Source organism: Polynucleobacter sp. MWH-Creno-3A4 (assembly GCF_018881885.1).
In the GTDB taxonomy this organism is placed as follows: Bacteria; Pseudomonadota; Gammaproteobacteria; order Burkholderiales; family Burkholderiaceae; genus Polynucleobacter.
The window spans coordinates 688791-714319 of the sequence record NZ_JACXSA010000001.1; the positions used below are offsets into that span (position 1 = coordinate 688791).

At 46.4% G+C, this 25529-nt stretch carries 20 protein-coding genes and 1 pseudogene; 7 read left to right on the plus strand and 14 right to left on the minus strand.

The window, feature by feature from the left end; genetic code table 11:
- Positions 1-39 precede the first annotated feature (39 nt).
- The 7 genes from IEN92_RS03450 to def all read right to left on the minus strand — a co-directional run bounded on the left by IEN92_RS03450 (position 40) and on the right by def (position 8738).
- Positions 40-2244, minus strand: a complete 2205-nt coding sequence (locus IEN92_RS03450; RefSeq protein WP_216160648.1) for an OsmC domain/YcaO domain-containing protein — start codon at positions 2242-2244, stop codon at positions 40-42.
- A 107-nt stretch (positions 2245-2351) separates the two neighbouring features.
- Positions 2352-3035, minus strand: a complete 684-nt coding sequence (locus IEN92_RS03455) for a response regulator (RefSeq protein ID WP_215374553.1) — start codon at positions 3033-3035, stop codon at positions 2352-2354.
- Positions 3036-3037: 2 nt separating this feature from the next.
- Positions 3038-5326 carry an ATP-binding protein gene (locus tag IEN92_RS03460; RefSeq protein ID WP_216160651.1) on the minus strand — a complete coding sequence of 763 codons (2289 nt, stop codon included), beginning with the start codon at positions 5324-5326 and terminating at the stop codon, positions 3038-3040.
- Entirely contained in the window at positions 5323-5904 is a 582-nt protein-coding gene (locus tag IEN92_RS03465) for a DUF4390 domain-containing protein (protein ID WP_216160654.1), read from the minus strand. The genes IEN92_RS03460 and IEN92_RS03465 overlap by 4 nt, the downstream gene beginning before the upstream one ends.
- Positions 5901-7232 (minus strand): 16S rRNA (cytosine(967)-C(5))-methyltransferase RsmB, encoded by a 1332-nt coding sequence (gene rsmB, locus IEN92_RS03470; RefSeq protein ID WP_255539751.1) that lies wholly within the window; start codon positions 7230-7232, stop codon positions 5901-5903. The genes IEN92_RS03465 and rsmB overlap by 4 nt, the downstream gene beginning before the upstream one ends.
- The gene (gene fmt / locus IEN92_RS03475; protein WP_216160657.1) at positions 7217-8215 is read right to left on the minus strand and encodes a methionyl-tRNA formyltransferase; all 999 of its coding nucleotides are present in this window, start codon (positions 8213-8215) and stop codon (positions 7217-7219) included. The genes rsmB and fmt overlap by 16 nt, the downstream gene beginning before the upstream one ends.
- Positions 8216-8222: 7 nt before the next feature.
- Positions 8223-8738 carry a peptide deformylase gene (def, locus tag IEN92_RS03480; protein WP_216160660.1) on the minus strand — a complete coding sequence of 172 codons (516 nt, stop codon included), beginning with the start codon at positions 8736-8738 and terminating at the stop codon, positions 8223-8225.
- 71 nt (positions 8739-8809) lie between these two features.
- On the opposite strand from def, the gene dprA reads away from it, so the two are divergent.
- Both dprA and IEN92_RS03490 read left to right on the plus strand, forming a co-directional pair.
- On the plus strand, positions 8810-9484 hold the full coding sequence (gene dprA / locus IEN92_RS03485) for a DNA-processing protein DprA (protein WP_216160663.1): 675 nt from the start codon (positions 8810-8812) through the stop codon (positions 9482-9484).
- Positions 9485-9705: 221 nt separating this feature from the next.
- Positions 9706-12369, plus strand: coding sequence for a DNA topoisomerase III (locus IEN92_RS03490; protein WP_370623862.1), 2664 nt, complete (start codon positions 9706-9708; stop codon positions 12367-12369).
- A 59-nt stretch (positions 12370-12428) separates the two neighbouring features.
- Here the strand turns inward: IEN92_RS03490 and mnmC are convergent.
- From mnmC to rpmH, 7 genes and pseudogenes are all read right to left on the minus strand, one after another.
- Positions 12429-13430, minus strand: a pseudogene (gene mnmC / locus IEN92_RS08910) (FAD-dependent 5-carboxymethylaminomethyl-2-thiouridine(34) oxidoreductase MnmC); the annotation flags it as partial.
- Positions 13431-13477: 47 nt separating this feature from the next.
- Complete coding sequence (locus IEN92_RS03495) at positions 13478-15343, minus strand: phosphoenolpyruvate carboxykinase (GTP) (RefSeq protein ID WP_215374566.1); 1866 nt, start codon at positions 15341-15343, stop codon at positions 13478-13480.
- A 92-nt stretch (positions 15344-15435) separates the two neighbouring features.
- A complete protein-coding gene (mnmE, locus tag IEN92_RS03500; protein WP_216162147.1) occupies positions 15436-16791 on the minus strand; it encodes a tRNA uridine-5-carboxymethylaminomethyl(34) synthesis GTPase MnmE in 1356 nt (451 codons plus the stop codon).
- Between the two features lie 43 nt (positions 16792-16834).
- The gene (gene yidC, locus IEN92_RS03505) at positions 16835-18508 is read right to left on the minus strand and encodes a membrane protein insertase YidC (RefSeq protein ID WP_216160666.1); all 1674 of its coding nucleotides are present in this window, start codon (positions 18506-18508) and stop codon (positions 16835-16837) included.
- A gap of 15 nt (positions 18509-18523) precedes the next feature.
- Positions 18524-18757 (minus strand): membrane protein insertion efficiency factor YidD, encoded by a 234-nt coding sequence (gene yidD, locus IEN92_RS03510; protein WP_215374570.1) that lies wholly within the window; start codon positions 18755-18757, stop codon positions 18524-18526.
- Between the two features lies 1 nt (position 18758).
- Positions 18759-19076, minus strand: a complete 318-nt coding sequence (rnpA, locus tag IEN92_RS03515) for a ribonuclease P protein component (protein WP_251366752.1) — start codon at positions 19074-19076, stop codon at positions 18759-18761.
- 8 nt (positions 19077-19084) lie between these two features.
- Positions 19085-19219: a 50S ribosomal protein L34 gene (gene rpmH, locus IEN92_RS03520; protein WP_011903922.1), complete on the minus strand. Its 135-nt coding sequence runs from the start codon at positions 19217-19219 to the stop codon at positions 19085-19087.
- 223 nt (positions 19220-19442) lie between these two features.
- On the opposite strand from rpmH, the gene dnaA reads away from it, so the two are divergent.
- The 5 genes from dnaA to IEN92_RS03545 all read left to right on the plus strand — a co-directional run bounded on the left by dnaA (position 19443) and on the right by IEN92_RS03545 (position 25497).
- Entirely contained in the window at positions 19443-20870 is a 1428-nt protein-coding gene (gene dnaA, locus IEN92_RS03525; protein ID WP_255539753.1) for a chromosomal replication initiator protein DnaA, read from the plus strand.
- A 264-nt stretch (positions 20871-21134) separates the two neighbouring features.
- The gene (dnaN, locus tag IEN92_RS03530) at positions 21135-22250 is read left to right on the plus strand and encodes a DNA polymerase III subunit beta (protein ID WP_216160669.1); all 1116 of its coding nucleotides are present in this window, start codon (positions 21135-21137) and stop codon (positions 22248-22250) included.
- Between the two features lie 11 nt (positions 22251-22261).
- Positions 22262-24760 carry a DNA topoisomerase (ATP-hydrolyzing) subunit B gene (gene gyrB, locus IEN92_RS03535; protein WP_216160672.1) on the plus strand — a complete coding sequence of 833 codons (2499 nt, stop codon included), beginning with the start codon at positions 22262-22264 and terminating at the stop codon, positions 24758-24760.
- Between the two features lie 3 nt (positions 24761-24763).
- Positions 24764-25258, plus strand: a complete 495-nt coding sequence (locus IEN92_RS03540) for an SET domain-containing protein (protein ID WP_215374579.1) — start codon at positions 24764-24766, stop codon at positions 25256-25258.
- 14 nt (positions 25259-25272) lie between these two features.
- A complete protein-coding gene (locus IEN92_RS03545) occupies positions 25273-25497 on the plus strand; it encodes a DUF3717 domain-containing protein (protein ID WP_370623900.1) in 225 nt (74 codons plus the stop codon).
- Positions 25498-25529 lie beyond the last annotated feature (32 nt).

Below are 25529 nucleotides of genomic sequence, written 5' to 3' on the forward strand. Positions count from 1 at the left end.
GGATTATAAATGAAACTGCGTTTTAGCCTAAAAAAGGGTCTAGGGAGCTTTTGTTTGATTCTTGGAGCGGGCGAAATGCAATTTTCTGTAACTGTCGATTAAACGATGGTGTCTGTCTAGCCCTTCCAGCCTGGTGCTAGTTGGGGTCAAGCCATAAAAACGCACGTCGCCACTTGCTGAGCCGATGACAGCATCCATCCGCTCATTGCCAAACATTCGTCGGAAGTTGACTTCATAGTCATCCAGATCCAGATCTTCACTGAGGAGAACTTCGAGCACCGCATCTAGGGCTTGATAAAACAATCTACGCTCTGCGGTGTTGTCGTTATATTGCAAGAACGCGCCCACCAATTCCTGCGCCTCATCCAATTGCTTTAAAGCAAGATGAATAAGGAGCTTTAACTCTAAAACTGTTAAGTGCCCCCAAGGGGTGTTCTCATCAAACTCGATGCCAATTAATGTTGCAATATCTCCGTACTCATCTAACTCGTTGTTCTCTAAACGCTCAAGTAGCGCAATGAGTTGTGCATCATCGAGGTCATGCAGATTCAAGATATCTTCTCGAAATAGCAATGCCTTATTGGTGTTGTCCCAAATCAGATCCTCGACTGGATACACCTCGGAATAGCCAGGCACTAAGATTCGGCATGCAATAGCGCCCAGCTGATCATGTACTGCGACATAGGCTTCTCTACCCATATCTTTGAGGATGCCAAATAATTTTTCAGCTTCCCCCACATTAGAATTTTCAGTCTTGCTCGTGAAATCCCACTCAACAAATTCGTAATCAGACTTCGCACTGAAAAAACGCCATGACACGATGCCGCTGGAATCAATAAAGTGCTCAACAAAGTTATTAGGCTCAGTTACCGCTTCACTTGCAAAAGTCGGTGGTGGCAAATCATTAAGGCCCTCTAAGCTGCGGCCCTGAAGTAGCTCGGTCAAACTTCTTTCTAGCGCCACCTCAAAGCTTGGGTGCGCGCCAAAAGAGGCGAAGACACCGCCCGTCCGTGGGTTCATTAAAGTAACGCACATCACTGGATAGATTCCGCCCAGCGATGCGTCCTTTACTAGAACTGGAAAGCCTTGCTCTTCAAGCCCCCGAATGCCAGCGAGAATACTGGGGTACTTCTCAAGCACTTCATGAGGCACATCTGGGAGTGCAATTTCCCCTTCCAGGATTTCACGTTTGACTGCTCGCTCAAAAATCTCTGAAAGACATTGCACCTGGGCTTCGGCCAATGTATTTCCAGCACTCATACCATTACTGACATACAGATTTTCAACAAGATTTGCTGGGAAATATATCGTCTTACCATCCGACTGCCGCACAAAAGGTAAAGAACAAATGCCGCGCTGCGCATTACCTGAGTTGGTATCGATTAAGTGCGAAGCGCGCAACTCACCATCTGGATTAAAGATTTTTAAGCAGTACTCATCAAGAATTTCTGCTGGTATTGCATCCTTGCTACCCGGCTTAAACCATTGTTCATTTGGGTAATGCACAAATTCACTATTGGCGATGTCCTCACCCCAGAATGCGCCCGCATAAAAATGGTTATTGCTGAGCCGCTCAATATATTCGCCTAGCGCCGAGGCTAGGGCACTCTCTTTTGTTGCTCCTTTGCCGTTGGTAAAACACATAGGCGAGTGTGCATCCCGGATATGCAAAGACCAAACGTTAGGAATGATGTTTCGCCAAGAGGCAATTTCTATCTTGATTCCCAGATTTGCCAATAGGCCGGACATATTGGCAATCGTTTGCTCCAGCGGCAGGTCCTTGCCTAGGATATGCGTATTCGCATTTACGTCAGGCCTTAGGGTCAATAAAGTTTGAGCATCTGCATCGAGGTTTTTTACTTCTTCGATGACGAACTCTGGGCCCTCTTGCACCACTTTTTTAACCGTACAACGCTCGATGGAACGCAAAATCCCTTGGCGATCATGCGCGGAAATATCTTCGGGCAGTTCAACCTGAATCTTAAAAATTTGCTTGTAGCGATTTTCGGGATCAACAATATTGTTCTGGGAAAGGCGGATATGTTCAGTAGAAATATTGCGAGTGTCGCAATACAACTTGACGAAATATGCTGCGCATAAAGCCGATGACGCAAGGAAGTAGTCAAAAGGGCCTGGAGCAGAGCCATCCCCCTTATAACGTATAGGCTGGTCCGCAATCACCGTGAAGTCGTCAAACTTGGCTTCTAAACGGAACTTGTCGAGAAAGTTGACCTTAATTTCCATGGGAATAATTTCAAAAGATAATGAGCAAGGCCTGATGGGGCATCAATTTATGTAGCCAGGCTTCACAAAAGAATCATCGCCATATTCAGGATGATTCGCTAGTGACTTTATTGTTCGCCCTTATTGCGTGAAGTATCGATCCCCAATGCCTTGAGCTTGCGGTACAAATGGGTTCTCTCAAGACCGGTGTATTCCGAAATCTTGGTCATGCTGCCACCCATGATTTGCATTTGATGCTCGAAATAGGCTTTCTCAAAAAGATCTCTGGCCTCTCTCAAGGGTAGATCGAAATAGGTTTTGGCAATTCCACTAATGAACTCACCCTCAAGTGGTGCCGCATGAGATTCATTGCTCACAGGCTTTGGAGTGGGCGCTACGTTAGCATTAGATTGAACTGCCCTTTCTGCTTGGGGCTCAACATATTTTGGTGAGATTTCAAGCGCCTTGCTCACCGTCTTTAAAAGCTTCTGTAAGGCAATCGGCTTTTCTAAGAAATTGAGAGCGCCAATGCGGGTAGCCTCAACCGCAGTATCAATCGTGGCATGACCGGACATCATCACTACTGGCATGGTGAGCTGTCCTGTTTTCGACCACTCTTTTAATAAAGTGATGCCATCGGTATCTGGCATCCAAATATCTAGCAAAACCAAGTCTGGTCGCATTTGCTCTCGAATGGTACGAGCCTGCACAGCGCTTTCAGCGGCATATACAGTATGGCCCTCATCCGTCAGAATCTCATTGAGAAGCTCACGAATTCCCATCTCGTCATCAACAACCAAAATACTAGCCATTCTTAGGCCGCCTCTTTTGCAAGATTCATAAACAATATTGACACTTGTGCACCTACCACTTCTGTTCCCCGCATACGATTGCGTATTTCAATTTTGGCAGAGTGGTCGTCAATGATTTTTTTAACAACCGCCAAACCTAATCCAGTACCTTTAGTCTTCGTTGTGACGTAGGGTTCAAATGCTCTTGCCAATATCTTAGCCGTAAATCCAACTCCAGAATCACTTATTGTTAAACGCACTGCTTTTTGCTCTATGCCATTGTGCTCCCCATAAGGAACCAACTCGGTTTTTACCTCAACTGGCTCTCCAGGATGGGACCCCTCGAGCGTGGCATCTTGTGCATTTTGCAAAAGATTATGAATAACCTGTCTTAATTGAGTTGGGTCTCCCATGATGTCAGGACAATGCGCATCTAACTGCGTGCGCAGAGGGCTGCCCTCATAGAGACCTAAAATTTCTGTAGTGAGCGCATTGATAGAAACCGGCCTTAATTGTGGGGTTGGTGTTTTCGCAAAATCCCTAAAGTCATTCACCATTTCTTTCATGGCCTGCACCTGACCAATGATGGTTTCGGTGCTGCGGTTCATCATTTCTTCCTGCTCAGGACTTAACTTACCAGCCAACTTATGCTGAAGCCGCTCAGCTGATAGCTGAATCGGTGTAAGCGGATTTTTAATCTCATGCGCCAAACGTCTAGCAACTTCGCTCCAAGCTATTGAGCGCTGTGCACTCACCACATCGGTAATGTCATCAAATACGACCATCCGCAACTCAGATGTCAGCTCAGTGCCCCTCACGAATAAAGTAACCCCAAGCTCGTTTTCAAATTCATTCGTAGTGTGCAGCTGAATTTGTTTTTGCCAAACGGGGACTTTTTGGTGGCTGATTTGTGTAGTGTCCTGAGTCTCTCCACTTGTAACCGCTAACTTCATTGTTGCAAAGCCCTCTTTGACGGCTTCCTCAAACTCCATCAAGCCAGCACAACTACTTAAGGGCTTACCATCTAAATAAGTCAGGTCTTGTCCAAAAATGCGGTCGGCGCCAGCATTACTCGACACCACATTGTATTTTTTATCAAAGATACAAACCCCTGCAGTCAAACTACCCAGCACTTTTTCCAAGAACGCCTTTGATTCTTGCAAAGAGCTACGGGTATCAGCTAGCTGTCTTGTCATGACGTTGAATTGGCGCGTGAGCATTCCTAGCTCATCCCCCGTATCCAACTCGGGTTTAGGTGACAAATCACCCTGGGCAACTGCTTGTGTTCCTTTTAACAACATCAGAAGTGGGCGCGCCAGCTGGCGGCCCAATAGCAGCGCTAAAGTAATTGCAACAAACACTGCAAAAAATAGTGTGAGCGTTAAAGTACCCACAAACATTTTGCGTAAACCCGTGCGCCCCAAAGACTTCTCTTGGTACTCGCTATAAGCAGACTCCACCGCAAAAATATTCTTCGCCAATGGAGCTGGAATAAAGCGCACCAATTGCAAAAAATATCGGTCTTCTAGGTCTTTATTGGAATCAAGTTTGCTTGAATTGGATTTTTTGCGCACGATCGGCACAATTGCCCTCACTCGGTAACCGCGCTGCCCACCTTTCAGTTCAATTTGATCAACAAAGGTAATACCCTTCTTCTTAAATGCTTCAGCAACTGCATCAGGACCTGGGGCAGGAAAGTAATTTTTTGGCTTGAGCTCACTTGTCAGAATTAAATTGCGCTGCATATTAAAGAGGCTGACTTCTTGAATGCCAAACTGATTGCGGATCTTCATCACCATGGCACCAACTTGCTCAGCACTAGTACCTGCTGGCACTAGTGCAACTTGCTCAGCAATATAGTTTCCTTCAGCCAAAATCTCTTCTTGGGCAACCTGTAAAGTTACACGCCCTAACTCGAGACCAGAGTTCAGTGCTGACTCAATCTTGACGTCAAACCAAGTTTCAATACTCTTGGAGACGAACTGAAGAGAAACGCCATACAAAATTAAGCCCGGCACGATGCCTACTAAGGCAAAAATCATGGCCAGCTTTGCTATTAAGCGCGTTCCAAAGTGACCCCGATACCAGCGGACTGCAATAACTGCAGCCAGGATCACAATGACGAGGATGAGACAAGCCCCAATGATCATATTGGCTGCATAGAGCCAAATGTAGTAGTTATCAAAAAATTCTGTATTAGAAGATGCGATCGATAACAGCACTAAAAGCAATAGAGCAAATACACCAATGACCCCAATTGCAATTGAGGTTGCCCTCTTGCGCAAAAGCTTTAAGGTAAACGGGAGCTTCATTGCTTAACGATGTTGGGGCCAGTTGGCGAAAAGGGGAAACGCAGCCATTCGCTGGAAACATTCCAATCACGATTATTCAACGCGTTTACCTGGAAAGGCTTCGGCAGCTTGCTCAAGTCAAGAGTCATGCGTAAGCCAGCCGTATAAGACTTGCTTGTATCTAATTGATTGTTATCTATTACTCGCCAACCACCAATAATTCCAACCGCTTGCAAGGCCTCAGCAATGGTTTTTGCTGAAAAGGTAAAACCTTCGGATGAAATACGGTATTGCTGAGTAAGAGGCTGATAAGACAGGCGGGCCTGTCTTTGAGCAAGGGCCGACTTCTCTTCAAACCAGTACCAGCGCGAGCGCGTTAACTCAAACTCCGTTTGAAAATACAAGACCACACCCTTTTTAACTGCGTCTTCTAGTCCCGGTGAAAGCTCAATCTGAAGAGCGGCATTCAAAAGCCAATCATTCTCAACCCTCTCTAACTCAAGAGATTTAATTTTGATTCCCTCTGCGCTAGCGCTGCCTGCAAAAACACTGAGCGCCATCAAGCAGAGAAAGATGAATTGTTTAATTCTTTGGCTCATTGCCCATTTTTCTTAAACAAAGCATAGAAGAAACCATCGCTAATATTCGTTGGCAGAATCTGTCCTGGAGCGCTTAATCGTACAGCATTGCTGTGCTCGGCAGCAAACCAATTGGCCTGCGCCTCTCCCTCTTCCGGAAATACCGAACAAGTGACATAAAGCAGCAAACCTTCGGGTTTGAGCATTTTCCATGCCTGCTCCAAAATCCCGCGCTGCTTTTCCTGCAGAGCCCGAATATCTGCCTCGCGCCTTAAAAATGGAATGTCTGGATGCCTTGCAACAATGCCTGAAGCAGAACAAGGCGCATCGAGCAAAATTTTGTCGAAAAGTGCCCCATCCCACCAAGCCGTTTTTGAGGCATCGCCTCGAACTACTTTTATTTTTGGAGAATTTAAGCGCAAGCGGTCTAGATTGCCCCCAATTTTGCCAAGACGCTCACCATCGAGCTCTAGAGCCACCATCTCACAATCGGCTAGCTCAAGCAAATGCGCCGTTTTTCCACCAGGCGCAGCACAGGCGTCTAACACTCGGTCCGTTGACTTTGGATTAAGTAAACCCGCTGCAATTTGGGCGCCAGCGTCTTGAACTGATACTGCGCCACTATAAAAACCGGGCAACTCTGAAACAGGTACGGGGTTTGGCAACAGAAGCGCTGATGACAAATTGACTCCCGCAACGGAATCAATTGGACTTGCTGAGATTCCAGCCTCATTCAATAGTGCCTGATATTGCTCTCGGGAATATTGTCTTTTATTTACGCGCAATATCAATGGTGCACGTTTTGCCTGAGTGAATAAAATCGATTGCCAAGACTTCGAATAATTGCGCTTTAAATTAGCCCGCCACCAAGGGGGAACGAACATGGGGATAGGATCGGGAGGGTAACGCCTTTCCCCTGCTGGCGGCTCCACCAATAGGCCAACCTTGCGTAGGACTGCATTCACCAAGCCCTTGGCATACATGGTTTGATCGTATTCACCACAAGCTCTCACTGCTTGATCAACAATGGTGTGGGCCGCATATCCTTTGCCTTCAGTGTTCTCGTTTAAAAACAGCGCAATCGCAACGCTCAATAAATGCTCTACCTCTGGTGGTGGCGTCTTCGGTATAAATTGTTTAATCAACTCGTGTGAGCGCACCCATTTACGCAAGGCATCAAAGCTAAGGCTCTGCACTATGGGCCGCTCATGAGGCTCAAGCTCATCCAATACCTCAGTAAGCGATCGGCCAGTCATTACCTCGCCAATAGCCTGCGCAGCAATAGTCATTGCTTCAGATAGAGGTAGCGATGTTTTGTTATCAGCCAAACTATTTAGACTTTTCTGCAAAAGAAAATTTGGCCATCTGGGCTGTGCAGTGTTTGCAAACATGTTTTTGCACTGGTTTTTTTGCCGCCTGGTTTTTGCATTTCCAATACCTCTAAAACGCCTTCACCACACTGAATGTAGGCACCTTCGTCGCCAAAGCCCAAAACAGCTCCTGGAACCGCAGGCTTAGTGAGATCAAAGGCCCTAGGAATGCGGGAGCTCCAAAATTTCATTGTCGTATCGCCGGCATGGCTAGTAGCGCCAGGAAAGGGATTGAAGGCACGGATACGACGATCAATTTCGACAGCACTCAAACTCCAATCGATCTCTGCTTCACTCTTGAGTATTTTTTCGGCATAGGTAACTCCTTCAATTTCTTGAGGGGTGCATATTACATTTTCGCCGGCTTCCAAATGATTCAGCACAGCAACAATCGATCTTGCTCCCAATGTGGCTAAACGATCGTGCAAGGTGCTGCTGTTTTCATCGGGAGAAATTTCTAGGGCATTTATGAGCACGGTATCGCCGGTATCCAGCCCAGCATCCATTTGCATAATGCACACCCCCGTTTTGCTATCGCCAGATTCAATTGCTCGCTGAATAGGCGCTGCACCGCGCCAACGGGGCAATAAAGATGCATGAATATTAAAGCTTCCATGTCTGCCAACGCCATGGGCAATATCTAAGATTTCCTGCGGCAAGATCAAGCCATAAGCAACTACAACCATGGCGTCAAAATCTATTTTTAATAGCTCTTGATATGCTGCTTGTGCCTGCGCTTGTTTTTCTGGATCAGCGCTGTTGCGCTTTAGTGTTTCTGGCTGAAGCACAGGAATAGCATGCTCTAGTGCAAATTCTTTAACCGGGCTAGCTTGCAGGTGCATACCCCTACCAGCACGGCGGTCCGGCTGAGTCAGGGCTAAGACGATTTCATGACCTGCAGCATGAATTGCACGCATTGCTTGTGCAGCAAACTCGGGAGTTCCAGCAAAGACAATTTTCATTGGGCGCTTAGCGCTGACCTACTAATTCTTTTGCGCGCTTTTTCATCTTTAATGAAATTCGATTTCTCTTCAGAATCGATAAGTACTCGACGAATACTTTTCCTTGCAGGTGATCTAACTCGTGTTGTATACACACAGCCAATAGCCCATCCGCTTCAAGTTCAAACTCTTTGCCATCTATGCCTATAGCCTTAACTCGAACTTGAGCTGGCCTTTCAACCTCATCGTAATACTCGGGCACTGACAGGCAGCCCTCACGCCAAGATTTTTTCTCTGAACTTGACCAAACAATTTCGGGGTTAATAAAAACCATTAACTCATTTTGATTATCAGACACGTCGATCACCACGATCCGCTCATGAATATCTACTTGGGTCGCAGCTAAGCCGACGCCAGGGGCTTCATACATTGTCTCGGCCATATCAGCGACAATTTTTTTGATGCGAGCATCTACCTGCGCAACGGGTTTTGCAACCTTATGTAAGCGTGGGTCTGGATAACAAAGGACATTTAACAAAGCCATATAGGAATTATCCAACAGAGCAATCAGTCTGTCCCAATTGCACCCATTGAACCAAGGCTGAAAATCATGTGATGCGCACAAATCTGGCACCAAACTCTCGTTTCCGAATTGACCGTGGGGACAAATGCTACCCGCCACGCCTGACTGATTTATGTGACCCGCCACAACACCTCTATATTGATGGGGATCTTGATTTACTCAAAATGCCCATGGTTGCAGTCGTTGGATCTCGCAATGCCAGCCCGGAAGGCTTGGGCAACGCGAGGTATTTTGCCCAAGCGCTTTCCCATGCAGGGCTATTAGTTATCTCAGGCCTTGCAAGAGGGATCGATGGTGCGGCACATCATGCAACCCTTAGCCTGGGACCCAATCACTGCACTATGGCCGTCTGTGGGACGGGGGTTGACGTCATTTACCCCCGCGAACATCTCCGTTTGGCTAGATCCATCGCAAAGCAAGGCCTTTTGCTCTCAGAATTGCCGCCCGGAACGCCGCCTAGAGCGCTCCACTTTCCAAAGCGGAACCGCATCATTGCTGCACTCTCGCTTGGGGTTATCGTGATTGAGGCGGCAGAACGTTCTGGCTCCTTAATTACTGCCCGCCTGGCAGCAGAGCTAGGACGGGAGGTTTTTGCCGTCCCAGGATCTATTTGGGACCCTCATTCGGTTGGGTGCAATCTGCTGATTCAGCAAGGGGCAAAGCTCATAAAAACCCCAAAAGATGTGCTGGAAGAGCTTATCTTTTAAGAGAATTGTCCTAAAACCCTATATATAGAGGCGGTTTTGGTTAATCTTTGCCTGATAAATAGTAGCTTTTATGGTGAAAAAACAGGCTTTTTGGACTTTTCCCAATTTATCGGTTAATAATAAAAAAGGGGTAAGCAATCGACCAAAGCCTGATTTGGTTTAAATTGCTCATCTTTTTTCCTATTAAAAACATCATTTCAGGCTCAAATTTAGGCAAACGCGTGGCTAAAGCATCTACCAAAAGCAGCTCCAAGACCTCTTCCGTGGATCACCCGAAAGCACTCATCATTGCCGAAAAACCATCGGTAGCAAATGACATTGCCAAGGCCTTGGGCGGCTTTACCAAACACGAGGACTATTTTGAGAGCGAGAACTTTGTGATCTCCTCTGCTGTTGGCCACCTTTTAGAGATTGCAGCTCCCGAAGAGTATGACGTAAAGCGAGGCAAATGGTCATTTGCTAATTTGCCGGTTGTGCCGCCTTATTTTGATTTGCGCCCCATTGCTAAAACTGAATCACGTCTTAAGGTTTTACAAAAACTCATTAAGCGTAAAGACATCAATTCTCTAATTAACGCGTGTGACGCGGGACGCGAAGGCGAGCTTATTTTCCGCTTGATCGCACAGCATGCAAAAGCATCCCAGACGATTCAGCGCTTGTGGCTTCAGTCTATGACGCCGGCTGCGATACGTGATGGCTTCGCAAGTTTGCGCTCCGATGAAGACATGCAACCGTTGGCTGACGCTGCGCGCTGTCGCTCTGAAGCAGACTGGCTGGTGGGCATTAACGGTACTCGCGCAATGACTGCTTTTAATAGCAAGAGCGGGGGCTTCTTTTTAACCACCGTTGGGCGCGTTCAAACACCTACACTCTCGATCGTAGTTGAGCGCGAAGAGCTGATTCGTAAGTTCGTTTCTAAAGACTACTGGGAAGTCAAAGCTGAATTTATTGCGGCGGGTGGCGTTTATGAAGGCCGCTGGTTTGATCCTAAATTCAAGAAAGATGTTACTGAACCCGATGCACGCGAGAATCGCCTTTGGAGCGAAGCTGCTGCACAAAGTATTGTTGCTGCTTGCCGCGATAAAAAAGCGGCTGTCACCGAAGAGGCCAAACCTGCAACACAGCTTGCCCCTCAGCTATTTGACCTTACCAGTTTGCAGCGGGAGGCAAATGCGCGCTTTGGTTTTTCTGCAAAAAATACACTTGGTATTGCACAGGCGCTTTATGAGCGTCACAAGGTTTTAACCTATCCCCGTACGGATGCAAAAGCACTGCCAGAGGACTACCTGGACACCGTCAAGCAAACCATGGAAATCTTGGCAGAGAACTCACAAGACTATCGTGCATTTGCAAAACAAATTTTGCAGGGCGACCCCAAAGATCCCAAAGCAAAAGGGGGGTATGGTTGGATTAAGCCAAATAAACGCATCTTTGATAACTCAAAGATTTCTGATCACTTTGCGATCATTCCAACCCTAGAAACGCCTAAGAACTTAAGCGAGCCTGAAGCAAAGTTGTACGACCTAGTAGTTCGTCGCTTCTTGGCAGTCTTTTACCCTGCAGCTGAGTTCCGCGTCACCACCCGCATTACTGAAGTCTCTGGTCATCACTTCAAAACCGAAGGTCGTGTCTTGGTTAATCCAGGCTGGCTCACTGTGTATGGCAAATCAAATCAGGCTGATGATGAGCTTGTGCCCGTTCAAGAGGGTGAATCGGTACAAACAGATTCCGTAGCGGCTGTCCCCTTAAAGACCAAGCCTCCTGCGCGCTACACCGAAGCAACCTTATTGTCTGCAATGGAAAGCGCTGGCAAATGGGTTGATGATGATGAGATGCGCGAAGCCATGGCAGAAAAGGGTTTAGGTACACCAGCCACTCGAGCCGCGATCATCGAAGGTTTGCTTGCTGAAAAATATATCGTGCGTGAAGCGCGTGAACTCATCCCAACCGCTAAGGCGTTTCAGTTAATGACTTTGTTGCGCGGGCTCGATGTTGAAGAATTAACACGCCCAGATTTGACTGGTAGCTGGGAAAACAAGCTTTCGCTCATTGAGCAGGGCAAGATGAATCGCGACACCTTTATGCAAGAAATTGCGCAGATGACTCAGCGCATTGTGAAACGCGCCAAAGAATACGACAGCGACACCATTCCAGGCGATTACGCCACCATGAGCACGCCTTGTCCTCATTGCAAGGGCCCCGTTAAAGAAAACTATCGCCGCTTTGCTTGTGAGAAGTGTGGATTCACTATCAGTAAAACTCCCGGTGGACGTGCCTTTGAATATCCTGAGGTAGAAGAATTGCTGCGCGAGAAAACCATTGGACCCTTGCAGGGATTCCGCAGCAAAATGGGGCGCCCATTTGCAGCCATTATCAAATTAAGTGAAATCCCAGAGGATGATGCAGACTATCCAAATGCAGGTTTCAAACTAGAGTTTGACTTTGGCAATACTCAAGATGAAGAAACTGAGGCCGTAGATTTCACCGGTCGCCAAGCTTTAGGAGTTTGCCCAAAATGTTCTGGCGCAGTCTATGAAGATGGCATGCGCTATGTTTGTGAGAACAATACCGGCCCAAGTAAAACCTGCGATTTCAAAACAGGCAAAGTGGTTTTACAACAAGAAATTGCAGCCGAGCAGGTTCAAAAATTACTTAAAGAAGGTAAGACTGACTTGTTGACCAACTTCAAATCCAATAGAACAGGTCGTGGATTTAAGGCCTATTTAGCCCTGGGTGCAGATGGCAAAATTGGTTTCGAGTTTGAGGCTAAGGCTCCAGGTGCAGCTAAGGCTCCCGCAAAGAAACGGGCGGGCGCTAGCGCTGCCACTAAGTCAGCCGCAAAACCCAAGCGTGCCAGTAAAGCAAAGTCATCCTCTAGTAGCTGAGCGGTAATCAGCTTGGCTGCTAAGGCTGACCACAAGATTCCTCTGGATCCTAAAGCAGTCGCCAAGAAAATTCCTGGGCGCTGAGTAAGCGTGCCAATCATCGGCAAGCGATCACCGGCAACGCAGCGTACACCGACAAAATCTCCGGCCTTACTGAGATCCTGAGGATTACCATCGAGATAATCAACTAGGCCTTGAGCTTGCTCGCGATTAAAATCATCGCTAGCGCCTCTGGGTATAAGGTCATCCTCGCCTTCATCAAAACTAGAGCCAACCATCCAGGCATAACTGCCGTCTTCAAGTCGCTCAGCGGGTAGGCAATAGCCATCGCCTGATATCCCAACTCGAGGCAATTTACTAATCCAGGGACTGCTTTCTGTAATTGAAAAAATGCTGAGTTGACCTCGAACGGGTTTCAGCGGCAGACGAATACCAATGGTATTCATTAGGCCCTTACATCCCATTGCATTTGCTACCACCACCTTGTCGGCAGAAAGAATGGTTTTATTGGCATCATTGAACAACTGCCACTTTTCGTCAATCTGCTCTAGTCTTGCGACACGCGTATTCCAAATGCAGATTAAGCGCTCTTGGGAACGCAATAGGGCATTGCTTGCCTCCAATAAATTAAGCGAGGCTCCCCGAGAAATCCATACTCCACTTTGTTTAATGCCGCACATTTGCTCTGCTTCATCGACGTCAAGTGCAATCGCGATATCGTCTTTTAAGTCAAGGGCGGCCAAATGTGCAGAGACTTCTGCGCGATTAAATTCTCTATCTTTTTTGGTGGGCTGAAAAATACCATGTACCCGCCAATCCTTGCCCCACCTGGCCTCGGCCAATAAAAACGCTAAGCGCGTTAGGCGCAATAAACGGGGAGAGCCTTTTCCAATATGTGGATGCGCTATCGCATAGGCATGACTTGAACAAGCGGTGGCTGGGGAGTTCGCAAGATCAATAACGCAGACAGATTTGCCACGCTCTAGCAATTCACTTGCAATGCTTGCGCCACAAATGCCCGCCCCAATCACCACGATTTCATGGTGTTGGGGTTTGGTCATTTATCTAGTCTGGGTAAAGCGTAAATGGTGACTATGTGCTTTAGAGATTAAGCATTTAAGCGCTGTTCGATCTTTGCTCGAGTCTCTTTCAACTCTTTGGGCAAGCGCTCACCTAGGTGATCGAACAACTCTGTATGCAATTTCAGCTCATTTTTCCAGTCGTCAACTGCAACAGTGATTGCTTTAGCGAATTTCTCAGTAGAGTAATCAAGGCCGCCCCAATGCATATCGCTGTATTCGGGAGTAATGCCAAACGGGGTTTCCTTGCCTTTTGCTTTGCCTTCGGCGCGCTCCAAAATCCAAGAGAGGACGCGCATATTTTCACCAAAGCCTGGCCAAACAAACTTGCCATTTTCATCTTTGCGGAACCAGTTGACGCAGTAGATCTTCGGCAATACAGCACCTTCGGCCTCTAGCTTCTTGCCGATATTGAGCCAATGTTGGAAGTAATCACTCATGTTGTAACCAGCGAATGCGATCATTGCAAATGGGTCACGTCTGACAACGCCGATTTGGCCGGTGATCGCTGCAGTAGTTTCTGACCCAAGAGTGGCCGCCATATAAACGCCCTCCACCCAATCCCGCGCTTCGCTGACCAAAGGAACAGTATTTGAGCGACGACCGCCAAATAAGAATGCATCAATTGGAACGCCCTCTGGATCATCCCACTTTGGATCAACTGCCGGGTTATTGGTTGCAGCAACCGTAAAGCGAGAATTTGGGTGGGCAGCCTTACGACCAGCAGCCCCATCAGCTGGCGTCCAGTCTTTGCCTTGCCAATCAATCAAATGTGCAGGTGGAGTTTCTGTCAAACCCTCCCACCAAACATCACCATCATCAGTCAAGCCCACGTTGGTGAAAATCACGTCTTGATTTAGAGAATCAATGCAGTTCTGATTGGTTTGACGGTTTGTGCCAGGAGCAACGCCAAAGTAACCGGACTCTGGATTAATTGCAAATAAACGGGTCTTGCCAGTGACTGGATCTTTGCGTGGTTTGATCCATGCAATGTCATCACCAATGGTGGTGACTTTCCAACCATCAAATCCCTTGGGCGGAATCATCATGGAGAAGTTGGTCTTGCCGCAAGCAGAAGGGAACGCGGCCGCAATGTGATACTTCTTGCCTTCAGGTGAGGTCACGCCCAAAATCAACATATGTTCTGCTAGCCAGCCTTGCTCACGGCCCATATTGGAGGCGATGCGTAGAGCAAAACATTTTTTACCCAGCAATGCGTTGCCACCATAACCAGATCCAAACGACCAAATCTCACGTGTTTCTGGGAAGTGCACAATGTATTTATTCTTATTATTCGGCCATGCCACGTCTTTTTCACCAGCAGCCAAAGGTTTGCCAACCGTATGAATACAAGGCACAAACTCGCCATTTGTACCCAATTGGTCTATCACAGCCCTACCCATGCGGGTCATTAGGCGCATATTGATTGCAACATAAGGGCTATCAGATAGTTCAACACCGATATGAGCAATTGGTGAGCCAATGGGGCCCATTGAGAATGGCACTACATACATGGTTCTACCGCGCATGCAGCCATCAAACAGCGGGTTTAATGTTGCGCGCATTTCGCCTGGCTCGACCCAGTTATTGGTTGGGCCGGCATCTTCTTTTTTTGCTGAACAAATAAAGGTGCGGTCTTCGACACGAGCCACATCTTCTGGGTCGGAAAGGGCTAAAAATGAGTTTTTACGTTTAGCTGGGTTTAGGCGCTTAAATACACCCGCCTTTACCAACAATTCGCAAAGTTCGTCGTATTCAGCTTGGGAGCCATCGCACCAATGAATGGCATCTGGCTTGGTAAGGGCAGCAACTTCAGCAACCCAATCTACTAGGCGCTCGTTTTTTACATAAGCAGGCGCATTAACGTTTACTTGGCCGCTGGTGGCTGTGGTCATATGGTTTTCCTAGGAAGATTTAATTTTTATGATCCAGTGATTTTAACATTTTGGTCATATTTGGTGTGTAGACCCAGCACAGAGAAAACCCTCTATTTGCCAATACAAAATTGGCTAAAGATTTTCCCCAAAAGATCGTCCGGAAGGAGCTTTCCAGTGATTTGCCCTAGGTGATTTTGAGCTAAAAATAGCTCTTCTGCGAATAATTCAAGCGAATTGTTGCCATTTGCCGCGAATTGTTCTGATTGCGCAATATGCTCAGAGGCTCTCTCCAAGCAATCTAAATGCCTTCTGCGGGCCACAATGGCGCCTTCTTGGGGGCCGTTCCAACCCACGATTTCTAGCACTTTTTGTTTCAGAACCTCAATACCCTCACCAGTCTTGGCAGAAATCAAAATCGCGCCATTTGGCGGATCAGCGCGATTGGGCGCAATCAGATCTGTCTTGTTAATGACCTCTAAAACTGGGCATTTTGAGGGAATCTGCTCAAGAATACGCTGCTTTAGGCCGTCTTCACCAGAGTTGGGGTCGGTTAAGAAAATTACCAGATCAGCCATGCGAATGGAATCCCAAGATCTTTCAATCCCCATCGCCTCAACTACATCCGCGGTTTCACGTAAGCCAGCGGTATCAATGACGTGCATCGGGACGCCCTCAATGCTGATACTTTCTTTAACGCGATCACGGGTGGTACCCGCAACCGGCGTTACGATAGCCACCTCTTCACCCGCTAGCCTATTGAGTAAAGAACTCTTTCCCACATTCGGCGCTCCAGCCAATACAAGCTGAATACCATCGCGCAAAATTTTTCCTTGCTTAGCGCCATCACGCAAAGATTGGAGTTTTGTTTTTACCGCCAAGAGTCGGTCGCGTGCTTGCGCATTTTCTAAAAACTCAATCTCCTCCTCAGGAAAGTCTAAGGTTGACTCGACCAAGATGCGTAGTTGAGTAATTTCTTCTATCAAATCATTAATGTCTTCGGAGAATGCGCCCTGCAGGGAGCGAGCAGCCCCTCGAACAGCAGCTTCACTTTGCGCATCGATCAAATCGGCAATGGCCTCGGCCTGTGCCAAATCAATCTTGTTGTTGAGATATGCACGCAGAGTAAATTCACCGGGCTCCGCAATCACCAAGCCCTCGTTTTTTCCCAATTCGAGGCAGCGCTTCATCACCAACTCAAGGAGCTGGGGACCGCCATGGCATTGAAGTTCTAAAACATCCTCACCGGTAAATGATGCTGGGGCGACAAAATAAATCGCAATCAGTTGATCAATGGTTTGTCCGCCTGCATCACGCAGAGCAAGCAATGTTGCTTGACGCGGAGAGAGTGGCTTCTGAAAAAGTGCATTTGCAATGTTTTGTAGGTTTTGCCCGCTAATACGAACAATGCCCACACCGGCCCTGCCCGGAGCGGTGGCTACTGCAATGATGGGCAGCTTTCTGGTCATCATTGCAGTATGTCTTCCATTCAATACTTATGCCATCAACAAACTACTTGGCTTCTTTTTTTCCAAACATTTGGTTGATTTGCCACTGCTGCGCAATCGATAGAAGGTTATTGGTAACCCAATACAAAACCAAGCCGGCCGGGAAGAAGAAGAACATGATCGAAAACACGATAGGCATGTACATCATGACCTTTGCCTGAATAGGATCTGGCGGGGTTGGGTTCAGTTTGGTTTGTACAAACATCGACACCGCCATGATCACAGGCAAGATGTAATAAGGGTCTGGGATCGACAGATCTTGAATCCACAAAATCCAAGGTGCGCCGCGCATCTCTACTGAAGATAGCAATACCCAATACAAAGAAATAAACACAGGAATCTGAATCACCACAGGCAAACAACCACCCAGAGGATTGATCTTCTCTTTGCGATACATCTCCATCATGGCTTGATTGAGTTTTTGTGGCTCGCCCTTGTATTGCTCCTTCATGGCCGCTAAGCGAGGCTGCACTTCTTTCATGCGGGCCATCGATTTATAACTTGCAGCGGAGAGCGGGAAAAATGCCAACTTAATTAAAACTGTTAGCAGAATGATTGACCAACCCCAATTACCAACATAAGCATGTATTTTTTCTAACAACCAAAAAATTGGTTTTGCCAGAATGGTTAGGTAGCCATAGTCTTTGAGCAATTCGAAGCCTGGGGCAATCTTTTCTAAAACACTTTCTTCTTGTGGGCCAACAAACAATTGGGCTTTTTCTACGATAGTAGAACCTTGAGCTACAACACCAAGTGGTGTTTGCATACCAATGCGATAGAGGCCGTTATCAATTTTTCCTGCGTAAATATCGCGTGCAAACTTATCGCCTGGAATCCATGCGCTGGCGAAGTAATGTTGCACCATCGCAATCCACGCTGGGGTTCCTGCTGGAGCCTCTGTTGGAATAGTAATTTTATTTTTATCAATTGCCGTAAATTCCAGCTTATTGAATTTTTCTTTATCGGTATAAGCAGCCGGGCCAGTAAAAGTACTAGCAGAGAAAGCGCCACCAAATGGTCCAATTTTTTGCTCTTGGCTAGGATCGCGAACGATTTCTGTGTACAGCACTAATGGAGCATTGTTGGCGCTGGACTGCGTCACGCGATGGCCAACATCAACGACATAGCTACCAGGGTTGAGAATAAATGTTTTCTCAAGCTTTACTCCGTTGCGCTCACTCATTAGAGTGAGAAACGGTCTGCCTGCGCCATCCTTACCGGACTGAACTAATTTAAAAGTACTGGTGTGGTTTGGAAGATCATTATTGTTTAAGGCGATTAAGCCCGAACGCGCGAAATATTTATGATTGGCTGTGTACTGAAACAATTCAACAGGCTTCTTTTCGGCTGTGAGATGTTTCAACAATTTGGCATCAATCACATTGCCACCATTGGCGCTAACTTCTAACACCAATACATCGTTTTGCAATACAAACTTTTCAGAGCTCTCGATAGCTGGCGCGCTTACTGCAGGAGTAGGGGCGACCGCAGGCGCACCTGAAATTTGTGCAGGGACATCGACCTTATTGCCAACAACTGCTTTATCTGTTGCGGCTGGTACGCTTGCTGGTGCACCCCCAAAAAAGGATGGCTTACCTTCATGGACCTGCCAATTGTTGTAGAGCATGAGACCCGACATCGAGAATACTGCCCAAAGAATTGTTTTTTTAAAGTCCATGTGTGTTTACTTAAGTTATTGAGATGTTTGTTTTACAGCAGGATCATAACCGCCTCGTGACAACGGGTTGCAACGCAAAATGCGCCACAACATGAGGCGGATGCTTTTAAGAAATCCGTAATGATTAAAGCAGTCGCAAGCATATTGCGAGCAGCTCGGCACATACTTGCAATGCATACCCACATAAGGGCTAAGAGCAAGTTGATACATTTTGACTAGCTTAATTGCCGCCTTATTCAAGGTGCGCACTTTAAATTAACCCAGACATTTGAGAGCGCAAAAGTTCTTTTTCTTTTTTTCTAAGCCTGCCGCGGGTTTCCCGCCCAATGGGCTTTTTAAGCTTTACAACGACGTCCTTATTGAGTGCGCTGGCCTGTGCAGCCCGAACCAGCTCTCGAATCATGCGCTTAAGACGATTTCGATCAACAGCTCTTTTTGCTAATTTTTTGGCCACCGCAACACCGAGCTCAGGTCTGCCATCCGCTTGAATGGGCGCAACATACATACCCCAATACAAACTTGTCTTAGGGCGTGTTTTTAATAACTCAGAAATCCTTGCGCTGTTCAATGACTAAATTAAACAGCCAAACGTTTGCGGCCTTTTGCACGACGAGCATTTAATACAGCACGTCCACTCTTGGTTTTCATGCGAATACGAAAGCCGTGGGTGCGCTTACGACGTGTTACTGATGGTTGGTAAGTTCTTTTCATGATAGATCCTGGGGAAAACCGATTATTTTCCTTGTTGCCGGGCAAAAGGTCAATCTATCCCGAGGAATATATAGGTATTTTTCTCTATTTTTGTGTGGTTTTTATCTAAACCAGTAATTTAAAAGCGTTTTTTACTTTTATACACAAGTTATCCACAGGTTTTCCACGATTTTCTGACTTGTGGATAACTTTGCAGCGTCGCTACAATGGATCCTCTAAAAATATGAGCAACCTACAAAATCCTCCCGCCTTGAATTCAATTAGCCCCTTGGGTTTTTGGGATGGTGCCATTGGCACCCTTTCCCGCGAGCTGTCGCCCCAACAGTTTAAAACCTGGATACAGCCATTAACCCTTGTATCTTTCGATGAGAGTGATCACTCACTAACTGTTGGCGCCCCCAACAGATTTAAGCTAGATTGGATTAAAAAAACTTTCTCAGATCGTTTTCAAGAGCTCGCTTCCCAATATTTTGGTCTGCCCATTAATGTCAATTTTGTGCTCGACGTTGAGGTGGGTGCGCCATCAACCACGCTCCCGGCTGAGCCAGTTAGCCCCCCAGGAGAAGCCAGTGAGCTTGTTGAACCAAATCTCTTAGTTTCCGCCGAGGGCGACGCTTTTGAGATCGAGGATCACTCGAAACTCAACCCCAACTTAACCTTTGAAACCTTTGTTACCGGCAAAGCAAACCAATTGGCCAGGGCAGCATCGATCCAGGTGGCCCATAACCCCGGCAGCTCCTACAACCCCATGTTCCTTTACGGCGGGGTTGGTTTGGGCAAAACCCACCTAATTCATGCTATTGGTAACCATCTACTCAAAGAAAAACCCAACGCCAGAATTCGCTACATCCACGCAGAGCAGTATGTATCTGATGTGGTTCGAGCCTACCAACAAAAAGCTTTTGATCGCTTCAAGCGCTATTACCACTCCCTTGATCTATTACTGATTGACGATATTCAGTTTTTTAGTGGCAAATCAAGGACCCAAGAAGAGTTTTTCTATGCGTTTGAGGCCCTACTAAGCAATAAGTCCCAGGTCATCATTACTAGCGACACCTACCCAAAAGAGATGGCGGGGATTGATGATCGCCTGATATCTCGCTTTGATTCTGGTTTAACAGTCGCTATTGAGCCGCCCGAGCTAGAGATGCGGGTCGCCATTTTGATGAAAAAAGCAATTAGCGAGGGCATCCCAATGAGTGAGGATGTGGCTTTTTTCGTGGCCAAGCACTTGCGCTCTAACGTCCGAGAGCTGGAGGGGGCACTGAGAAAGATTTTGGCTTTTGTTCGTTTCCATGGCCGTGAGGTAACTATTGAGGTTGCTAGGACCGCCCTAAAAGACCTGCTATCCATCCAAAATCGTCAGATTTCGGTTGAAAATATCCAAAAAGCGGTTGCGGATTTTTACAGCATCAAGGTGGCCGACATGTACTCCAAAAAGCGCCCAGCCAATATTGCAAGACCAAGACAAATTGCCATGTTTATGGCAAAGGAATTAACCCAAAAGAGCCTTCCGGAGATTGGTGAGTTATTTGGTGGCAGAGACCATACAACTGTTTTGCACGCGGTTCGCAAAATAGCAGATGAGCGTTCCCACGATAGTCAACTAAACCATGAAATCCATGTGATTGAGCAAACCTTGAAGGCATGATTTTTGCCTGTGGATAAGTTTGTGGACAACCCTAAGGATAAGTTTGGGGATTGTGTGTGGATAAATTGTGGAAAGGTTCAGCTTCATGCAAAAATAGGGTATTGAAAAAAAGTTATCCCCGTTTTATGCAAGATTTATACAGTAGTTTTCCACAGGTTTTTTGTCTTCCAATGTGTTGATTTATAAAGTGTTTTTGAGTTATCCACGGAATTTAGAAGCCTTATTACTATTACTACTAAGATATATACAAAGGATTTAAAAGCAATGCAACTCGTTAACACTTCACGCGATAACTTACTAAAACCCCTTCAGGTTGTTAGTGGAATTGTTGAGCGTAGACACACCCTGCCAATTTTGGCAAACCTCTTATTTAAGAAGGTGGGTGAAAAAGTGTCTTTCATTTCAACGGATATTGAAATTCAAATCACAACCAATGCAAATTTCGGTGTTGGAACGGAAGACGTAACAACCACCGTTGCTGCTAGAAAGCTACTTGATATCTTGCGCGCTCTTCCTGAGGGTCCAGTTTCTTTAAACCTAAAAGACAACCGCATGGTTGTTCAGAGTGGAAAAAGCCGGTTCTCACTGCAAACCTTATCTGCAACAGAGTTTCCAGTAATGCAAAGCGTGGGTGAGGTTACCGCTGCCTGGAAAATGTCTCAAAAGAGTTTTCGTCAATTGGTCAGTCAAGTGCACTTCTCCATGGCCCAGCAAGACATTCGCTATTACTTAAATGGGATGCTTTTGGTTGTTGAAGGAAAAGAGGTTGTTGCTGTTGCAACGGACGGCCATCGTTTGGCGTTTTCTCAAGTTGAATTAACTGAGGCGCCATCTGGTTCCGGACAAAGACAAGAAATTATTATTCCTCGCAAAACAATCCTAGAGTGCCAGCATTTATTGGAGGATTCTGATGAACCTCTTGAAATTAGCTTAACTGCAAATCAAGTGAAGTTTGCATTTGGTGATATTGAATTAATTTCCAAATTGGTCGAAGGTAAATTTCCAGACTTCCAGCGTGTAATTCCAAAAGGACATAAAAATACATTGGTTGTTGGACGTGACGTGTTGCAAGCAGCACTACAACGCGCAGCTATTTTGACCACCGACAAATTCAAAGGCGTTCGCTTCTCTTTATCACCTAATCGCATCACAGTTCAATCTACTAATGCTGAGCAAGAAGAAGCTCAAGAAGAAATCGAAACCGAGTACAGCGGTGATGCTGTTGAAATTGGTTTTAATGTGAGTTATTTGTTGGATGTTTTATCAAACCTAAAGAATGACAAAATTCAAATTAGTTTGGGTGATGCAAATAGTAGTGCTGTGATTACTCTGCCTGGCTCAGAGAGCTTCAAGTATGTTGTGATGCCAATGCGTATTTAACTTAGAAAAAAATGACAGAAGAAAAAAAGGTAGTAGAGCAGTACGGCGCTGCATCGATTCAAATATTAGAGGGTCTCGAAGCTGTTCGTAAACGCCCAGGCATGTACATTGGAGACACTTCCGATGGAACGGGTTTACATCATTTGGTTTTTGAGGTCTTGGATAACTCCATTGATGAAGCTTTAGCTGGGTATTGTTCTGAAATTACCGTAGTTATTCAGACAGACAACTCCATCTCGATTGTTGATAACGGTCGCGGAGTACCGACCGGCATTAAATACGACGATAAGCATGAGCCGAAACGCAGCGCAGCTGAAATTGTCATGACTGAGCTACATGCCGGAGGTAAGTTTGATCAAAATAGTTACAAAGTCTCCGGTGGTTTGCATGGCGTAGGCGTTAGTTGTGTAAACGCACTATCAAAGTGGCTGAAATTAACTATTCGCCGTGATGGTAAGACGCACTACATGGAGTTTGAGCGCGGCGTAATTAAAAACCGCAACATTCAAGAGGAAAACGGTGTTGCTACCTCACCAATCACTGTTACTGGCGATACAGAGCTCTCTGGAACTGAGGTTCACTTTTTGGCTGATGAGGATATTTTTGGAAATGTAGAGTTTCATTATGAAATTCTGGTGAAGCGGATTCGCGAACTTTCTTTCTTAAATAATGGCGTACACATTAAGTTGATAGACCAGCGTACAGGCCAAGAAGAAGACTTTGCATTCTCCGGTGGAGTTAAAGGATTTGTTGAGTACATCAATCAAACCAAAAATGTTTTGCATCCCAATATTTTTTATGCAGAAGGCGTCCGTCCGTCTGATTTGGGTGGGCAAATTACTGCAGAAGTTTCAATGCAGTGGAATGACAGCTTTAGTGAGCAAGTGCTTTGTTTCACCAACAACATTCCCCAAAGAGATGGCGGCACTCATTTAACAGGCTTGCGCGCAGCAATGACTCGGGTTATCAATAAATATATTGATGAGAATGAGGTTGCCAAAAAAGCGAAGGTTGAGATCTCTGGCGATGACATGCGCGAAGGCTTAGCTTGTGTTTTATCGGTCAAAGTTCCTGAGCCAAAATTTTCAAGCCAAACAAAAGACAAGTTGGTCTCCAGCGAAGTTCGCGGCCCAGTAGAGGAGATTGTTGCTGAAGCTCTGAGCGCATATTTGCAAGAGCGCCCAGCAGACGCCAAGATTTTGTGTGGAAAGATTGTTGACGCAGCGCGCGCTCGCGAGGCTGCACGCAAAGCGCGTGATATGACACGCCGTAAGGGCGCATTAGATGGTCTAGGCCTTCCTGGAAAGTTGGCCGATTGCCAAGAGAAAGATCCAGCCAAATCAGAATTGTTTATTGTTGAGGGCGACTCCGCAGGCGGTTCTGCAAAGCAGGGCCGTGATCGTCGCTTCCAGGCAATCCTTCCCTTAAAAGGAAAAATTCTCAACGTTGAGAAGGCGCGCTTTGACAAGATGTTGGCAAGCCAAGAGGTGGTTACATTAATTACCGTTCTCGGAACTGGCATTGGCATCGAAGAATATAAGGCTGACAAGCTTCGCTATCACCGCATCATCATCATGACCGACGCGGACGTAGACGGCAGCCACATTCGCACGCTTTTATTAACCTTCTTCTATAGGCAGATGCCAGAGTTGATTGAGCGTGGGCACATTTACATTGCGCAACCACCGCTTTATAAGGTGAAGTTCGGCAAGAGCGAGCAATACATTAAGGATGATGCTGAGTTAAATCAGTTGTTACTAAAAATTGCTCTCGAAACAGCATCACTACAAACACCATCAGGCGAGATTATTGAGGGTGTGGCACTCAATGAGCTGGCTAAGCACTACCAAGTTATACAGTCAATTGTGGATCGCTTATCGCGCACCATAGACGAAGACGCATTGCGAGCCATTGCCTCTGGCACACAACTGAATCTCGATACAGAAAAGTCTGCAAACGAGTCCGCTGACCGTTTAAGACAAGCTCTAGCAGACTCTTTAAATCCTTTGGCTTTACCGCCAGAGATTATTGTGCAAAAAGAAGATCGCACAGAGCGGTTTAGGTTGTTGTTGTCTCGTAGAATTCATGGAAATCTGAAGCTGTCTTCAATCAACTCAGATTTTGTGCACGGGGATGATTATCAAAGCCTGGCAAATGCGGCCGCTGTTTTGTCGGGCAAGGTTTTGCCGGGCTCAAAAGTACGCCGTGGTGATCCCGATAAGAACCCTAAAGAACAAACTATTAATGACTTTAGGGCAGCCTTCTCTTGGTTGTTATCTGAAGCAGAGCGTGTTCTCAGTCGTCAGCGCTACAAAGGTTTGGGTGAGATGAATCCATCTCAGCTTTGGGAAACCACCATGGATGCCAACTCCCGTACCTTGTTGCAGGTAAAGATTGAAGACGCAATTGCTGCTGACCAGGTGTTCACCACGCTCATGGGCGATGAGGTTGAGCCTCGCCGTGCCTTTATTGAAAAGAATGCCCTTATTGCACGCAACCTAGACGTTTAAATAATGAAATCCAAAAAATTGTCTCCCCCGAAGGTGGACCGCTCCGCCATAGTTGTTAAGTCTTCACCCATTCATGGCAAGGGCGTATTTGCAGCAAAGCCAATTAAAAAAGGCCAAGCAATTATTGAGTACAAGGGTGAGCGTATTAGTTGGAAGCTCGCTGAAAAGCGTCATCCACATGATCCTAAAGACCCAAACCATACCTTTTATTTTTCATTAGATGATGGTCGCGTAATTGATGCCAAGTATGGCGGGAACGCAGCCCGCTGGATTAATCATTCTTGCAAACCCAGTTGCGAAACGCGCGAAGATAACTACAACGGCAAACCACGCGTATTTATTTATGCAAAGCGCTCTCTTAAGGTTGGGGAAGAGCTGTTTTACGACTACTCCTTAGATGTTGAGGGCCGCGTTACCAAGAGCATGAAAAAAGACTACGAGTGTCGTTGTGGCGCAAAAAAATGTCGCGGCACAATGCTTGCAGTTAAAGAAAAGTAAGCCTCTTGTCCCCTATGTTGTATGTCAGCATCCAAGAGCTTGAGGCGGCAATTAACTACTGGCGTAGCCAATCACCAGCAGAGGGTGAGGAGTTGAGTTTGTGTCCCGAAGCATCCGCTTTAGCAAAGCCTTATGCCCTCATGATTGTTCAGGGCGCCCAAAGAATTCCCATGGATGTTTTGGACGAGTTGGCCCGGACCGCAATTCAGACTTTTTCGAAAATAAATCAAAACAAGTAAACCACTTTAGGGTTATCGCTATACAAGGTGAA

Bases quoted from the DNA above. Each gene is read 5' to 3' on its own strand.
- IEN92_RS03455 (WP_215374553.1), bottom strand. From the start codon at position 3,035: ATGGCTAGTATTTTGGTTGTTGATGACGAGATGGGAATTCGTGAGCTT.
- dprA (WP_216160663.1), top strand. From the start codon at position 8,810: ATGCGCACAAATCTGGCACCAAACTCTCGTTTCCGAATTGACCGTGGG.
- IEN92_RS03465 (WP_216160654.1), bottom strand. From the start codon at position 5,904: ATGAGCCAAAGAATTAAACAATTCATCTTTCTCTGCTTGATGGCGCTC.
- gyrB (WP_216160672.1), top strand. From the start codon at position 22,262: ATGACAGAAGAAAAAAAGGTAGTAGAGCAGTACGGCGCTGCATCGATT.
- dnaN (WP_216160669.1), top strand. From the start codon at position 21,135: ATGCAACTCGTTAACACTTCACGCGATAACTTACTAAAACCCCTTCAG.
- IEN92_RS03450 (WP_216160648.1), bottom strand. From the start codon at position 2,244: ATGGAAATTAAGGTCAACTTTCTCGACAAGTTCCGTTTAGAAGCCAAG.
- fmt (WP_216160657.1), bottom strand. From the start codon at position 8,215: ATGAAAATTGTCTTTGCTGGAACTCCCGAGTTTGCTGCACAAGCAATG.
- yidC (WP_216160666.1), bottom strand. From the start codon at position 18,508: ATGGACTTTAAAAAAACAATTCTTTGGGCAGTATTCTCGATGTCGGGT.
- IEN92_RS03545 (WP_370623900.1), top strand. From the start codon at position 25,273: ATGTTGTATGTCAGCATCCAAGAGCTTGAGGCGGCAATTAACTACTGG.
- dnaA (WP_255539753.1), top strand. From the start codon at position 19,443: ATGAGCAACCTACAAAATCCTCCCGCCTTGAATTCAATTAGCCCCTTG.
- mnmE (WP_216162147.1), bottom strand. From the start codon at position 16,791: ATGACCAGAAAGCTGCCCATCATTGCAGTAGCCACCGCTCCGGGCAGG.
- IEN92_RS03460 (WP_216160651.1), bottom strand. From the start codon at position 5,326: ATGAAGCTCCCGTTTACCTTAAAGCTTTTGCGCAAGAGGGCAACCTCA.
- rpmH (WP_011903922.1), bottom strand. From the start codon at position 19,219: ATGAAAAGAACTTACCAACCATCAGTAACACGTCGTAAGCGCACCCAC.
- IEN92_RS03540 (WP_215374579.1), top strand. From the start codon at position 24,764: ATGAAATCCAAAAAATTGTCTCCCCCGAAGGTGGACCGCTCCGCCATA.
- IEN92_RS03495 (WP_215374566.1), bottom strand. From the start codon at position 15,343: ATGACCACAGCCACCAGCGGCCAAGTAAACGTTAATGCGCCTGCTTAT.
- def (WP_216160660.1), bottom strand. From the start codon at position 8,738: ATGGCTTTGTTAAATGTCCTTTGTTATCCAGACCCACGCTTACATAAG.